The organism is Streptomyces litchfieldiae (genome assembly GCF_031845365.1).
In the GTDB taxonomy this organism is placed as follows: domain Bacteria; phylum Actinomycetota; class Actinomycetes; order Streptomycetales; family Streptomycetaceae; genus Streptomyces; species Streptomyces litchfieldiae.
On sequence record NZ_JAVREL010000011.1, the window covers coordinates 79074 to 93147 of the forward strand.

13 protein-coding genes are annotated in these 14074 nt (G+C 72.6%); 5 read left to right on the forward strand and 8 right to left on the reverse strand.

All coding sequences use genetic code 11. The features are described from left to right. Positions 1-34 precede the first annotated feature (34 nt). The 3 genes from RM590_RS19310 to pgi all read left to right on the forward strand — a co-directional run bounded on the left by RM590_RS19310 (position 35) and on the right by pgi (position 2836). Positions 35-370 (forward strand): RNA polymerase-binding protein RbpA, encoded by a 336-nt coding sequence (locus tag RM590_RS19310; RefSeq protein WP_311629654.1) that lies wholly within the window; start codon positions 35-37, stop codon positions 368-370. 321 nt (positions 371-691) lie between these two features. Then, positions 692-1132 carry a hypothetical protein gene (locus RM590_RS19315; RefSeq protein ID WP_311705873.1) on the forward strand — a complete coding sequence of 147 codons (441 nt, stop codon included), beginning with the start codon at positions 692-694 and terminating at the stop codon, positions 1130-1132. Between the two features lie 51 nt (positions 1133-1183). Beyond that, a complete protein-coding gene (pgi, locus tag RM590_RS19320; RefSeq protein WP_311705874.1) occupies positions 1184-2836 on the forward strand; it encodes a glucose-6-phosphate isomerase in 1653 nt (550 codons plus the stop codon). A 15-nt stretch (positions 2837-2851) separates the two neighbouring features. Here the strand turns inward: pgi and pgl are convergent, their stop codons facing one another. The 5 genes from pgl to tkt are packed head-to-tail and all read right to left on the reverse strand — an operon-like array spanning position 2852 to position 9404. Beyond that, on the reverse strand, positions 2852-3610 hold the full coding sequence (pgl, locus tag RM590_RS19325) for a 6-phosphogluconolactonase (protein ID WP_311705875.1): 759 nt from the start codon (positions 3608-3610) through the stop codon (positions 2852-2854). Then, positions 3607-4641, reverse strand: a complete 1035-nt coding sequence (gene opcA / locus RM590_RS19330) for a glucose-6-phosphate dehydrogenase assembly protein OpcA (RefSeq protein ID WP_311705876.1) — start codon at positions 4639-4641, stop codon at positions 3607-3609. The genes pgl and opcA overlap by 4 nt, the downstream gene beginning before the upstream one ends. Beyond that, the gene (gene zwf, locus RM590_RS19335; protein ID WP_311705877.1) at positions 4638-6173 is read right to left on the reverse strand and encodes a glucose-6-phosphate dehydrogenase; all 1536 of its coding nucleotides are present in this window, start codon (positions 6171-6173) and stop codon (positions 4638-4640) included. Before zwf ends, opcA begins: the two co-directional genes overlap by 4 nt. Positions 6174-6180: 7 nt before the next feature. Beyond that, complete coding sequence (gene tal / locus RM590_RS19340) at positions 6181-7299, reverse strand: transaldolase (protein WP_311705878.1); 1119 nt, start codon at positions 7297-7299, stop codon at positions 6181-6183. Between the two features lie 35 nt (positions 7300-7334). After that, positions 7335-9404 carry a transketolase gene (gene tkt / locus RM590_RS19345; RefSeq protein ID WP_311705879.1) on the reverse strand — a complete coding sequence of 690 codons (2070 nt, stop codon included), beginning with the start codon at positions 9402-9404 and terminating at the stop codon, positions 7335-7337. Positions 9405-9749: 345 nt separating this feature from the next. Here tkt and RM590_RS19350 point away from each other — a divergent pair, with 345 nt between their 5' ends. Both RM590_RS19350 and RM590_RS19355 read left to right on the forward strand, forming a co-directional pair. Continuing rightward, on the forward strand, positions 9750-10697 hold the full coding sequence (locus RM590_RS19350; RefSeq protein WP_311705880.1) for a heme o synthase: 948 nt from the start codon (positions 9750-9752) through the stop codon (positions 10695-10697). Between the two features lie 108 nt (positions 10698-10805). After that, positions 10806-11126 (forward strand): hypothetical protein, encoded by a 321-nt coding sequence (locus RM590_RS19355; protein ID WP_311705881.1) that lies wholly within the window; start codon positions 10806-10808, stop codon positions 11124-11126. Positions 11127-11205: 79 nt separating this feature from the next. Here the strand turns inward: RM590_RS19355 and RM590_RS19360 are convergent, their stop codons facing one another. From RM590_RS19360 to RM590_RS19370, 3 genes are all read right to left on the reverse strand, one after another. Beyond that, complete coding sequence (locus tag RM590_RS19360) at positions 11206-12195, reverse strand: COX15/CtaA family protein (protein WP_311705882.1); 990 nt, start codon at positions 12193-12195, stop codon at positions 11206-11208. Between the two features lie 94 nt (positions 12196-12289). Further along, entirely contained in the window at positions 12290-13006 is a 717-nt protein-coding gene (locus tag RM590_RS19365; RefSeq protein ID WP_311706027.1) for an ABC transporter permease, read from the reverse strand. A gap of 77 nt (positions 13007-13083) precedes the next feature. Next, a complete protein-coding gene (locus RM590_RS19370; RefSeq protein ID WP_311705883.1) occupies positions 13084-14019 on the reverse strand; it encodes an ABC transporter ATP-binding protein in 936 nt (311 codons plus the stop codon). Positions 14020-14074 lie beyond the last annotated feature (55 nt).

A 14074-nucleotide genomic window follows, 5' to 3' on the forward strand; every position in this document is an offset into this window, starting at 1 on the left:
GGACTTCGCAGGATGTCAGGCAGGAGTAACGACCGTGGCAGGTGGCAACGCGATCCGGGGCAGCCGGGTCGGGGCGGGGCCCATGGGTGAAGCCGAACGCGGCGAGTCCGCCCCTCGGCTGAGGGTCTCCTTCTGGTGCGCGAACGGGCACGAGACACAGCCCAGTTTCGCCAGCGACGCACAGATCCCGGAGACCTGGGACTGTCCGCGCTGCGGATTCCCGGCAGGCACAGAGCGCGACGCCCCGCCGGACCCCCCGCGCACCGAGCCCTACAAGACACATCTCGCGTACGTCCGCGAGCGCCGCAGCGACGCCGACGGCGAGGCGATCCTCGCCGAGGCCCTGGCCAAGCTGCGCGGCGAGATCTGAGGGGCACGGCCGCACTTCTCACCGGCCCGGGGCACGACCACTTGGTCGTGCCCCGGGCCGGTGTGCTGTGCGGCACTGTGTTTGAAGGGCAGTGGGTACATGGTGCGCGATCATGGGGCGGCCGGGCGGCTCGGTCCCACTGGGCCGACCTCCTGACCGACCGGGAGCGGCTCGACCGGTACTTCGACGAGGTGCCGCCGCTGGACGGCGCCGTGCTCCGGTCGACGCGGCTGGAGCGGGAGGGGCCGACGCTCCTGCTGCGGCTGGACCTGCCCCGGTTCCCGGACCGGCCGGAGGTTCGTCGCCAACGCCTCGCTCACCGTGGGACATCCCGCCGCCTACCGCGGCGACGGGGACGGCGGCTATCTGCACGCCGGCCGGGGGTGGACCGGATCCGGCTCGGGACCCGGCTGCCGGACACCACGGATCAGGCGTACCACGGGCGGTTGTGAGGGCATGGTGGACGAAACGCTCGGCGTCATGCCCGTGGGCATCGACGAGCGGGGGCGGTCCGTGACCGTCAGCGTCCGGCGAGGGGATCTGGAGGAGCACACCGGCTACCCGGCGGTCGCCGGGCTGAGCGTGGACGGATGGGGGCATCTGCCGCCGTGCTGCTGGGAGAGCGCCGAACTGCCCGGTGGGCGCGTGGCGGTGACCCTGACGGGGCCGGGGGGGGCGTGGTGCGGTTCGAGGCGGACGCAGGGGGCGTGCGACGGGAGCGGGGCGAGCGGCGGGCCGGAGCGCCCTGAGTCGATCGACTAGCGTGGGGGCGAACGGGGGACAGGTCGCGTGGATGGATGAGCTGAGGGCGAGATGAACGAAGCTGGCCGGGCCAGGCTCGATCGGATGGGCGAGTGGAGTGCGCTGGGGAAGCACCGCGAGGAGTTGGGGGAGGTGCATCTGCGGGAGCTGTTCGAGCGGGATCCGGGGCGGGCCGAGCGGTACGTGCTCCGGGTGGGAGATCTCCATATCGACTTTTCCAAGCAGTTGGTGACGGACGACACGCTGCGGCTGCTGCACGACCTCGCCCGGGCGACGGGCGTCGCCGAGCTGCGGGACGCCATGTTCGCCGGGGAGCGGATCAACGTCACCGAGGGGCGGGCCGTGCTGCACACCGCGCTGCGGGCCCCGGCCGACGCGGTGATCGAGGTGGACGGCGAGAACGTCGTGCCCGCCGTGCACGCCGTGCTGGACAAGATGGCGGACTTCGCCGGGCGCGTGCGGTCCGGTGAGTGGACCGGCCACACCGGATGCCGGATCAGGACCGTGGTGAACATCGGCATCGGCGGCTCCGACCTCGGGCCCGCCATGGCGTACGAGGTGCTGCGGCCTTACACCGCGCGCGAGTTGGACTTCCGTTTCGTGTCCAACGTCGACGGCGCCGACCTGCACGAGGCCGTGCGCGACCTCGACCCGGCCGAGACGCTGTTCATCGTCGCGTCCAAGACGTTCACCACCATCGAGACCATCACCAACGCCACCTCGGCGCGGCAGTGGCTGCTCGACGGCCTCGGCGGCGACGAGACGGCCGTCGCCCGGCACTTCGTCGCCGTGTCCACGAACGCCGAGAAGGTCGCGGCGTTCGGCATCGACACGGCCAACATGTTCGAGTTCTGGGACTGGGTCGGCGGGCGGTACTCGTACGACTCGGCCATCGGCCTGTCGCTGATGATCGCCATCGGCGCCGAGCGGTTCCGCGAGATGCTGGACGGATTCCGGCTCGTCGACGAGCACTTCAGGACCGCGCCCCCCGAGGAGAACGCGCCGCTGCTGCTGGGCCTGCTGGGCGTCTGGTACGGCGGCTTCTTCGGCGCCCAGTCGCACGCCGTCCTGCCCTACAGCCACTACCTGTCGCGGTTCACCGCGTACCTCCAGCAGCTCGACATGGAGTCCAATGGCAAGGCCGTGGACCGCCAGGGCCAGCCCGTGGCCTGGGGGACCGGGCCCGTGGTCTGGGGCACGCCGGGCACGAACGGGCAGCACGCCTATTACCAGTTGCTGCACCAGGGGACCAAGGTCATCCCGGCCGATCTGATCGGCTTCGCCCGGCCGGTGGCCGAGCTCGGCGACGAACTGAAGGCGCAGCACGACCTGCTGATGGCCAATCTGTTCGCGCAGGGGCAGGCGCTGGCGTTCGGCAAGACCGCCGACGAGGTGCGGGCCGAGGGCGTCGCCGAGGAGCTGGTGCCGCACCGCACCTTCCCGGGGAACCGGCCCACGACCACCATCCTGGCCGGCGAGCTGACGCCCGCCGTCCTGGGACAGCTCGTCGCCCTGTACGAGCACAAGGTGTTCGTCCAGGGCGCGGTGTGGGACATCGACTCGTTCGACCAGTGGGGCGTCGAGCTGGGCAAGGTCCTCGCCAAGCGCGTGGAGCCCGCCCTGGTCGAGGGCGCCGAGGTGCCCGGCCTGGACGCCTCGACGGCCGCGCTGGTCGCGAAGTACCGGGAGCTGCGAGGGCGCTGAGCGCCCGCGGCGCCCTCAGGCCGTCGTCGCCGGGAGCTCCGGGAGTTCGGCGGCGGCGGCCTGGTCCAGCAGCCACAGCGTCCGGGTGCCGAACGCGCCCGACGCCGGGGCCTCGACCGCGTCGGAGGCGGCCAGCGCCGTGGCCGCCGCCCGCGCCTTGTCCGCGCCCGCCGCCAGCAGCCACACCTGGCGGGCGGAGCGGATCGCGGGCAGGGTCAGCGAGATACGGGTGGGCGGTGGCTTGGGCGCCTCGCGCACCGCGACCACCGTCCGGTCGGTCACCCGCACGGCCGGGTGGCCGGGGAAGAGCGACGCGACATGGGTGTCCGGCCCCACGCCCAGCAGCAGCACGTCGAACGGGCCCGGCGCGTCGGCCAGTTCCGCCGCGTACGCCTCCGCCGCCGCCTCGGGGTCGTCGCCCGGTGGGCCGTCCGAGGCCGGCATCGGACGCACCCGGGCCGGGTCCAGCGGAAGGGCGTCCAGCAGCGCCTGGCACGCCTGGGTGTAGTTGCGGTCGGGGTGGCCGGCCGGCAGGAACCGCTCGTCGCCCCACCACAGGTCCACATGGCCCCAGTCCACGGCGTCCCGGGCCGGGGAGCCGGCGAGAGCGGCCAGCAGGCCGTTCCCGTTCCGGCCCCCGGTCAGCACCACCGACGCCGAGCCGCCGGCGGCCTGGGCGTCCACGATCGCCGTGATCAGCCTGGCCGCCGCGGCCTGCGCCATCAGCTCCGGGTCGCGGTGGACGAGGAGCGACAGGTTCGGCGGGAGCGTCATGACGCCTTCCCCGGCTGCTTGCCGCCGGCCCGCTCCGCCGTGGCGGCACCCTTCTTCGCCGCCTTCGCCGGGGCCTTGGGCGGCGCCGTCGGGGCCGCCGCCGGCGGCGGCGAGTGGAGCCGCCGCAAGCCGTGCCGGACGGCCTGCGCGTACGCCTCGTCCGGATCCAGCCGCCGCAGCTCCTCCGCGATCAGCTCCGCCGTGCTGCGCCGGTGCAGCGCCACATGGCGGTCCGGCTGGCCCGGCACCGCCAGCGTGGCCAGCGAACCGTCCGGCCGGTCCAGGCAGATGACGCCGTCCTCGGTGGACAGCCGCACCGCCGTGATGCCCGGCCCCTGCGACACGACGCGCTCCACCGGCACCGCCAGCCGCTCGGCCAGCCACAGCGCCAGCAGCTCCGTGCTGGGGTTGTACTCCTCGCCCTCCACCTCGGCGGACGAGATCTTCGAGTGCTTCTGGTCGAGCGCCGCCGCCAGCACGCTGCGCCACGGAGTGATCCGCGTCCACGCCAGGTCCGTGTCGCCGGGCGCGTACACCTCGGCGCGGGTGCCCAGCGCGCTCACCGGATCCTCGTTGGCCGCCGCGTCGGTGATGCGGCGCTGCGCCAGCGTGCCCAGCAGGTCCTCCGCGGGGCTGCCCGGCGCGTCCTCCGGCCACCACACCACCACCGGCGCGTCCGGCAGCAGCAGCGGCAGGACGACGCTGTAGGCGTGCGCCGCCAGCTCGCCGTGCAGCCGCAGCAGCACCGTCTCGCCGTTGCCGACGTCGCCGCCCACCCGGACCTCGGCGTCCAGCCGCGCCCCGGCCCGATCGCGCGGCGAGCGGCCGGGCCGCTTGATGACCACCAGGATCCGGGAGGGGTGCTCCTTGGACGCCTCGCTGGCGGCCTTGAGCGCGTCGTAATGGTTTCCCTCGTCGGTGACGATGACGAGGGTCAGCACCATCCCGACGGCCGAGCCGACCGCCCGGCGCGCCTGCACCAGAGCCGCGTTGATCTGGCTGGACGTCGTGTCCGTCAGGTCGATATTCATGGCCGCCGCCAGCTCCGTCCGTCGCGTCCGAGCATGTCATCCGCCGCCCTGGGACCCCAGGTGCCGGCCGTGTACGGCTCGGGCTTGCCGTGCCGGGCCCAGAACTCCTCGACCGGGTCGAGGATTTCCCAGGAGCGCTCGACCTCCTGGTGCCGGGGGAAGAGGTTGGCGTCGCCGAGCAGCACGTCCAGCAGCAGCCGCTCGTACGCCTCCGGGCTGGACTCCGTGAAGGACTCACCGTAGGCGAAGTCCATCGTCACGTCCCGGATCTCCATCTGCGTGCCGGGCACCTTGGAGCCGAACCGGACCGTGATGCCCTCGTCCGGCTGCACCCGGATCACCAGGGCGTTGCGCCCCAGCTCCTGGGTGTCGGTGGCGTCGAACGGGGAGTACGGCGCCCGCTGGAAGACCACCGCGATCTCCGTGACGCGCCGCCCCAGCCGCTTGCCGGTGCGCAGGTAGAACGGGACGCCCGCCCAGCGGCGGTTGTCGATCTCCAGCCGCATGGCCGCGTACGTGTCGGTGACGGAGGCCGGGTCGATGCCGTCCTCCTCCAGGTACCCGGCCACCTTCTGGCCGCCCTGCCAGCCCGCCGTGTACTGCCCGCGCACCGTGTGCCGGGCCAGGTCCTCCGGCAGCTTGACGGCCTGGAGCACCTTCAGCTTCTCCGTGACCAGCGCGTCCGCGTCGAAGGAGGCGGGCTCCTCCATCGCGGTCAGGGCCAGCAGTTGGAGCAGGTGGTTCTGGATGACGTCCCGGGCCGAGCCGATGCCGTCGTAGTACCCTGCCCGGCCGCCGATCCCGATGTCCTCGGCCATCGTGATCTGCACGTGGTCGACGTAGGACCGGTTCCAGATGGGCTCGAACATCGTGTTGGCGAACCGCAGCGCCAGGATGTTCTGAACGGTCTCCTTGCCCAGGTAGTGGTCGATGCGGAAGACCTCGTTGGGCGAGAAGACCTCGTGCACGACCTGGTTGAGCTCCTGGGCGGAGGCCAGGTCGTGGCCGAACGGCTTCTCGATGACCGCGCGCCGCCAGGAGTCGGTCGGCGCGTTGGACAGCCCGTGCTTCTTGAGCTGCCGCACCACCGTGGGGAAGAACTTCGGCGGCACGGACAGGTAGAAGGCGAAGTTGCCCCCGGTGCCGCGTTCCTTGTCGAGCTGCTCGATGGTGGAACGCAGCGTGGTGAACGCCTCGTCGTCGTCGAAGACACCGGGGACGAAACGCATCCCCTCGGCGAGCTGGCGCCACACCTCCTCGCGGAACGGGGTGCGCGAGTACTGCTTGACCGACTCGTGCACGATCTCGCAGAAGTCCTCGTGGGCCCAGTCGCGGCGGGCGAAGCCCACCAGGGAGAACCCCGGCGGCAGCAGCCCCCGGTTGGCGAGGTCGTACACGGCGGGCATGAGCTTCTTGCGGGACAGGTCCCCGGTGACGCCGAAGATGACCAGGCCCGACGGCCCCGCGATGCGCGGGAGCCGTCGGTCCTGCGACGAGCGCAGGGGGTTGTCGTGGTTCGCGCTGCCGCTCACCGGAGTCTCAGTCCTCCCCGCCCGCCAGGCGCTCCAACTCGGCCTTGGTCGAGTCGAGAAGCCCCGTCCAGGCGGTCTCGAACTTCTCCACGCCCTCGTCCTCCAGCAACTGGACGACGTCGTCGTAGGAGACGCCGACCTTGTCCAGCGCGTCGAGGTCGGCGCGGGCCTGCTCGTAGGTGCCCTGGACGGTGTTGCCGGTGATCTTCCCGTGGTCCTCGGTGGCCTGGAGCGTGGCGCCCGGCATGGTGTTGACGGTGCCGGGGGCGACCAGCTCGGTCACGTACAGGGTGTCGGGGTACGCCGGGTCCTTCACGCCGGTCGAGGCCCACAGCGGACGCTGCGGGTTCGCCCCGGCGCGGGACAGGGCGGCCCACCGGTCGGCGCCCACGACCTCCTCGTACGCCTGGTAGGCGAGGCGGGCGTTGGCGACGGCGGCCTTGCCGCGCAGCGCGGTGGCCTCCGGGGTGCCGATGGCGTCCAGCCGCTTGTCGATCTCGGTGTCCACCCGGGAGACGAAGAACGACGCCACCGAGTAAATCGTCGACAGGTCAAGGCCCTTGGCCTGCGCCTGCTCCAGGCCCGCCTGGTAGGCGTCCATCACCTCGCGGTAGCGCTGGAGCGAGAAGATCAGCGTGACGTTGACGCTGATGCCCCGCGCGATGGTCTCGGTGATGGCCGGGAGCCCGGCGCGGGTGGCGGGGATCTTGATGAACGTGTTGGGCCGGTCCACCAGCCAGGCCAACTGCTTGGCCTCCGCGATGGTGGCCCGCGTGTTGTGGGCCAGGCGCGGGTCCACCTCGATGGACACCCGGCCGTCGAGGCCGCCGGTGGCCTCGTACACCGGGCGCAGCACGTCGGCCGCGTCCCGGACGTCGGCGGTGGTGATCATGCGCACCGCCTCCTCGACCGTGACACGGCGGGCGGCCAGGTCCGCCACCTGCTCCTCGTAACCCTCCCCGGCGGAGATCGCCTTCTGGAAGATCGAGGGGTTGGTGGTGACACCCACGACGTGCTGCTGGTCGAGCAGTTCACCGAGGCGGCCGGACGTGATCATCGAACGGGACAGATCGTCCAGCCAGATCGCGACACCCTCCTGGGAGAGGCGCTTGAGTGCGTCGGTCATGGAATTCGCATCTCCTGCTGTCTTGTGTGTCGGTGTCAGCGCTCGGCGGCCGTCAGGGATTCCCGCGCGGCCTGGGCCACGGCTTCCGGGGTGATGCCGAACTCGCGGTAAAGCGTCTTGTAGTCGGCCGAGGCACCGAAGTGCTCCAGCGACACGATCCGGCCCGCCGAGCCGACGTAGGCGTGCCAGGTCAGACCGATGCCGGCCTCGACGGCGACGCGCGCCTTCACCTCGGGCAGCAGAACGCGGTCGCGGTACGCCTGGTCCTGCTGCTCGAACCACTCCACGCAGGGCATGGACACGACGCGGGTCGGCACGCCCTCGGCCTGGAGCTCGTCACGGGCGGCCAGCGCGAGATGCAGCTCGGAGCCGGTGGCCAGGAGGATGGCGCGCGGGGTGCCGCCCTCGGCCTCGGTGTGCACGTAACCGCCCCTGGCCGCGTCCTCGTTGGGCTCGTAGGTGGGAACGTTCTGCCGGGTGAGCGCCAGCGCGTGCGGGGCGTCGTCGCGCCGCAGGATCTCGCGCCAGGCGATGGTGGTCTCGTTCGCGTCGGCCGGGCGGACCACGTTCAGCCCGGGGATGGCGCGCAGGGACGCGAGGTGCTCGACCGGCTGGTGGGTCGGGCCGTCCTCGCCCAGGCCGATGGAGTCGTGCGTCCACACGTAGGTGACCGGCAGCTTCATCAGCGCGGCCAGCCGCACGGCCGGGCGCATGTAGTCGGAGAAGACCAGGAACGTGCCGCCGTAGATACGGGTGTTGCCGTGCAGGGCGATGCCGTTCATGGCCGAGCCCATGGCGTGCTCGCGGATGCCGAAGTGCACGGTGCGGCCGTACGGGTCGGCCTCCGGCAGCGGGTTGCCCGCCGGGAGGAACGACGAAGAGGCGTCGATCGTGGTGTTGTTGGAGCCCGCAAGGTCGGCCGAGCCGCCCCACAGCTCCGGGATCACCGCGCCCAGCTCCGCCAGGACCTTGCCGGACGCCTTGCGGGTGGCCACGTCGGTGCCGGCGTCGAAGGAGGGCAGCGCCTTCTCCCAGCTCTCCGGCAGCTTCCCGGCCTTGATCCGGTCGAACTCGGCCGCCCGCTCCGGGTTGGCCGCGCGCCAGGCGGCGAGCCGCTTGTCCCATTCGGCGTGCGCGGTCTGGCCGCGCTCCACGGCGCCGCGCGCGTGCGCCAGCACGGCGTCCTCGACCTCGAAGCTGCGCTCGGGGTCGAAGCCCAGCACGCGCTTGGTCGCGGCGACCTCGTCGGGGCCGAGTGCCGTGCCGTGCGCCCCCTCGGTGTTCTGCGCGTGCGGGGCCGGCCAGGCGATGATCGAGCGGGCCGCGATGATGGAGGGCCGCTCGGTCTCCGCCTTGGCGGCCGTGAACGCGGCGTGCAGCGCCCGCGGGTCCAGGTCGCCGTTCTCCTTGGCCGCCACGCGCTGGACGTGCCAGCCGTAGGCCTCGAAGCGCGCCAGGACGTCCTCGGAGAACGCGGTGGCGGTGTCGCCCTCGATCGAGATGTGGTTGTCGTCGTACAGCAGCACCAGGTTGCCGAGCTTCTGGTGGCCGGCCAGCGACGCGGCCTCGGCGGCCACGCCCTCCTGGAGGCAGCCGTCGCCGGCGAACACCCAGATGGTGTGGTCGAACGGGGAGGTGCCGGGGGCCGCCTCCGGGTCGAACAGGCCGCGCTCGTAGCGGGCGGCCATCGCCATGCCCACCGCGTTGCCGATGCCCTGTCCCAGCGGGCCGGTCGTGGTCTCCACCCCGACGGTGTGCCCGTGCTCGGGGTGGCCCGGCGTGCGGGAACCCCAGGTGCGGAAGGACTTGAGGTCATCGAGCTCCAGGCCGTACCCGGCCAGGTAGAGCTGGGTGTACAGCGTGAGGCTGGTGTGGCCCACGGACAGCACGAAGCGGTCCCGGCCGGTCCAGTCGGGGTCGGACGGGTCGTGCCGCATCAGCTTCTGGAAGACCAGGTAGGCGGCGGGTGCCAGGCTCATGGCCGTGCCGGGGTGGCCGTTCCCGACCTTCTGCACGGCGTCCGCGGCCAGGACCCGGGCGGTGTCCACGGCCCGGTCGTCCAGATCCGTCCATTCGAGGTCTGAGGTGGTCGGCTTGGTGCTCACCCTGCGTCAGGGCTCCTCTCCGCATGTGTCATGCCGGTGACGGGGCTTCTCCGCCAGGCGGCGGAGCACGGCTCACCGGGCGGTGTCGAGCCTACCTCCGGCGGGGCGGGTGGCCGGGGGAGCCTCGGGTCTCCGTCAGGTCCCGGACCGGCCCGCCGGCCGATGATTCCAGGGTGCCCCAGCCAGGGCGTTCCGGCACGCCCGTCAACACGGGGGCCCCGGCGACAAGCCGCGCAAGCCGGGCGTCTAAAGTGGCGGGGTACGTGCGAGCTCCCACCAGCCGGTTCGCCGGCGGAGCCCGCGTTTCTGCCCGCAGCGCCAGTCGCTGATGTCGCACATCCAGGGGTGTCCGTGACGGCCGTCGATTCCCGTCCCGCGGCAGAGCTCGCTCAGGGCTCCGACCGCTGGACAGCGGGAGCCCGGGTCAAGGCGTTCATCGCGCTCACGAAACCGCGCATCATCGAACTGCTGCTGATCACCACGGTTCCGGTGATGTTCCTCGCCGAGCAGGGCGTGCCCGATCTGTGGCTGGTGCTCGCCACCTGCCTGGGCGGCTACCTGTCGGCGGGCGGCGCCAACGCGCTGAACATGTACATCGACCGCGACATCGACGCGCTGATGGACCGCACCCGCAACCGGCCGCTGGTGACCGGGATCGTCCGGCCGGGGGAGTGCCTGGCGTTCGGCCTGGCGCTGGCCGTGATCTCGACGCTGTGGTTCGGCCTCACGGTCAACTGGTTCTCCGCCGCGCTCTCGCTCGGCGCGCTGCTGTTCTACGTCGTGGTGTACACGATGTGGCTCAAGCGCCGCACCGCGCAGAACATCGTGTGGGGCGGCATCGCCGGCTGTCTGCCGGTGCTCATCGGCTGGTCCTCGGTGACGGGCTCGCTGTCCTGGGCCGCGGTCATCCTCTTCCTGGTGATGTTCTTCTGGACGCCGCCGCACTACTGGCCGCTGTCGATGAAGGTGAAGGACGACTACGCCCGCGTCGGCGTCCCGATGCTGCCGGTGATCGCGGCCAACACCGTGGTGGCGCGGCAGATCGTTCTCTATAGCTGGGTGATGGTGGCCGTCTCGCTGGCGCTGTGGCCGCTGGGCTATGTCGGGTGGTTCTACCCGCTGGTGGCGGCGCTGGCCGGCGGTTGGTGGCTGTGGGAGGCACACGCGCTGCTGAACCGCGCCCGGGCGGGTCTGCGGGGCGCGAGGCTCAAGGAGATGCGGCTGTTCCACTGGTCCATCACCTATGTCTCGCTGGTCTTCCTCGCGGTGGCCATCGACCCGTTCCTGCGCTGACGTTTCCCTGCGCGCGCCCGCTGTTCGCGCGCCTGCGCCCCCTGCCCGCTCCGATGGGTACCGACCACCGCCCCGCCACGGATAATTACCGGCCGGTAGTATGCGGGCATGGCTGATTCTGACGAACGCGAGACGAGGCGGCTGGTCCGCCGTGTCCGTTCCTTCGCCGCCGCCCACGGCGGGCGGGCGGAGGGGCAGATCTCCTACCTCGGCACGCGCGGCTACCGGCTGGTGCTGGTGGGCGCGGACGGCGGCTGGGGCGACCTCGTGTCCCGCAGCCGCGATGCCCTGACCCACGCGGCGGAACGATCCAACGTGCCGCTGCACGAGGCGTTCGACGGGGAACTGGCCGCCCGGGTGCGGACGGGGGCCTACGAGTGGAAGCGGATGGCCGGCATCCAGATCGGCGGAGCCGGCCGCGGGCACTGACAACACGGCACCGAACCACGGGGCGGGCCCCCGCGAGAGATGCTCGCGGGGGCCCGCCCGTTGTCTCGGAGGGGCGTCGTCAGACGGTCGTCGCGGTGGCCAGCGGCGCGGCGTCCTCCCGGTCGTCCCCGCTGGCCGCGGCCGGGACCTGGCCGCGCTCGCGGGTGGCCAGCAGGAACCGGAGCGTCGCGATCCAGACCAGCGACGAGCCCAGCAGGTGGATGCCGACCAGCACCTCGGGCTCGTCCAGCGCGTACTGCGTGTAGCCGATGACGCCCTGCGCCATCAGCACCACGAACAGGTCGCGGGCCCGGTCCCGCACCACCTGCGGGGCGTCCACCAGGCGCAGCACGATCCACAGCGCCACCGTGCCCAGCACGACCGCCCAGGCCAGCCCGGAGTGCACCCGGGTCACCCACTCCCAGTCGAACGGCATTCGCTCGATGTCGCTGTTGTCGCCCGCGTGCTTGCCGCTGCCGGTGACCGCGGTGCCGGCCACGAGCAGCGCGCCGACGAGCGCCGTGAGGCCCCACACCGCGCGCCGCACCGGCACCCCGACCAGCGGACGCGGCTCCGCGTCGCCCTCCCGGGCCCGCTGCCAGGTCACGGTCGCCGCCGTGATCAGCGCGGTGGCGGCCAGAAAGTGCGCGGCCACGATGTACGGGTTCAGCTCGGTCAGCACGGTGATGCCGCCGATGACGCCGTTGCTCATCACGACCCAGAACTGCGCCCAGCCCAGCCGGGTCAGCCCGCGGCGGTGCGGCTTGGCGGCCCGGGACGCGACGATCACCCAGCCGACGGCGGCGGAGACGACGTAGGCCATCATCCGGTTGGCGAACTCGATCAGGCCGTGGACGCCCATCTCGGAGGTGGCGACCAGGCTGTCGTCGCTGCACTTGGGCCAGGTGTCGCAGCCGAGCCCCGAGCCGGTGAGCCGGACCGCGCCGCCGGTGACGACGATGACCACGCTCATCACGAGGGCGGCGAGAGCCGCGCGCCGCACCGTTTCGGGCCGCGGTGTCCAGCGTTCGGCGATGAAGGCCAGGGGGTTTCGCACTGCTTTTGGCACCCGCTCATGCTATGCCCCCGCTTGTGCGCCGATTCACGAGGGGGCGGCCGGGGCTCCAACCCCCGGCGAAAACCGCTACTCCCAGCGAAAGCCCCTACTCCCAGCGAAAGAAGCGGGCCGCCGCGCCCAGACCGAGGACCGCCCAGACGGCCAGCACCCCGGCCTCGCCCCACGGCAGGCCGGCGCCGTCCCGCAGCACCTCGCGCAGCCCGGAGGAGAGGGCGCTGACCGGCAGCAGCTCCAGCACGGTCACCACCCCGTCGGGGAAGTCCTCCAGTGGAACGATCACCCCGCCGAAGAAGAGCAGCAGGACGAAGACGAGGTTCGCCGCCGCCAGCGTGGCCTCGGCGCGCAGCGTGCCGGCCATCAGCAGCCCCAGCCCGGCGCAGGCCGCGGTGCCCAGCAGCATCAGCAGGGCCACGGCCAGCGGGTTGCCGTGCGGGGACCAGCCCAGCGCCAGCGCTACGGCCGTCAGCAGCATCGTCTGGAGCGCCAGGGTGACCAGTACGGCGCAGGTCTTGCCGCACATCAGCGCCCAGCGCGGCAGCGGGGAGGCGCCGAGCCGCTTGAGGACGCCGTACCGGCGTTCGAAGCCGGTGGCGATGGCCTGCCCGGTGAACGCGGTGGACAGCACGGCCAGCGCCAGGATGCCCGGGGCCAGGAAGTCGACGCGCTCGCCGTCGCCCACGTCCACGATGTCCACCGTGCTGAACAGCACGAGCAGCAGCGTCGGGATCACCGCCGTCAGCAGCAACTGCTCGCCGTGGCGCAGCAGCATGCGGGTCTCCAGCGCGGCCTGGGCGGCGATCATCCGCGGCAGCGGCGCCGCCCCGGGGCGCGGGGTGTGCCGGCCGGCGCCCGGGGCCACCGTGTCGTTCGTCGGCTCGCTCACGACCGCAGCTCCTTGCCGGTCAGTTCCAGGAAGACGTCCTCCAGCGTGTGCCGCTGGGTGGTGATCCGGTCGGCGAGCACCCCGTGCTGGGCGCACCATGCGGTGACGGTGGCCAGCAGCCGGGGGTCGACGTCGCCGGTGATCCGGTAGCTGCCGGGGCTCGGCTCGCCCGCCTCGCTGCCCGCCGGCAGCGCCTGGCGCAGCGAGACCAGGTCCAGGCCCGGGCGGCCGGTGAAGCGCAGCACGTCCGCGTTGCCGCCGCGGCACAGCTCGGCGGGACTCCCGGCGGCGATCACCCGGCCCGCGTCCACGATGGCCACGTCGTCGGACAGCTCCTCGGCCTCCTCCATGTGGTGCGTGGTGAGCACGACGGTGACGCCGTCCCCGCGCAGCTCGCGGATCAGGTCCCAGGTGGCGTGCCGGGCCTGCGGGTCGAGGCCGGCGGTCGGCTCGTCGAGGAAGACCAGCTCGGGGCGGCCGACCACGGCCAGCGCCAGGGCCAGCCGCCGCCGCTGGCCGCCGGACAGCCGTCGGTAGGGGGTCCGGCCGCAGGCGCCGAGGCCGAGCCGTTCGACGAGGTCGTCCACGTCCAGCGGGTGCGCGTGCAGCCGGGCCATGTGGCGCAGCATCTCGACGGCCCGCACACCCGGGTAGACGCCGTCGTCCTGGAGCATCACGCCGATCCTGGGCCGCAGCGCGGCGGCGTCGGCGACCGGGTCCAGGCCGAGCACGCGGAGCCGGCCGGCGTCCGGCACGCGGTAGCCCTCGCAGGACTCGACGGCGGTGGTCTTGCCCGCGCCGTTCGGCCCGAGCACCGCGGTCACGGTCCCCTGGCCGACGGTGAGGTCGAGACCGTTCAGCGCGGTCGTGCGCCCGTACCGTTTGACCAGGCCGACTGCTTCGACGGCCGGCGCGCCCCCTGCGGTGTGCATGAGGGCGAGTCTAGAAAGCCCCGGCGGCGGCCGGTGACCGCGGGCTCCCGGGCCG

Bases quoted from the DNA above. Each gene is read 5' to 3' on its own strand.
- pgi (WP_311705874.1), top strand. From the start codon at position 1,184: ATGAACGAAGCTGGCCGGGCCAGGCTCGATCGGATGGGCGAGTGGAGT.
- opcA (WP_311705876.1), bottom strand. From the start codon at position 4,641: ATGAATATCGACCTGACGGACACGACGTCCAGCCAGATCAACGCGGCT.
- RM590_RS19370 (WP_311705883.1), bottom strand. From the start codon at position 14,019: ATGCACACCGCAGGGGGCGCGCCGGCCGTCGAAGCAGTCGGCCTGGTC.
- RM590_RS19365 (WP_311706027.1), bottom strand. From the start codon at position 13,006: ATGATCGCCGCCCAGGCCGCGCTGGAGACCCGCATGCTGCTGCGCCAC.
- tal (WP_311705878.1), bottom strand. From the start codon at position 7,299: ATGACCGACGCACTCAAGCGCCTCTCCCAGGAGGGTGTCGCGATCTGG.
- RM590_RS19355 (WP_311705881.1), top strand. From the start codon at position 10,806: ATGGCTGATTCTGACGAACGCGAGACGAGGCGGCTGGTCCGCCGTGTC.
- pgl (WP_311705875.1), bottom strand. From the start codon at position 3,610: ATGACGCTCCCGCCGAACCTGTCGCTCCTCGTCCACCGCGACCCGGAG.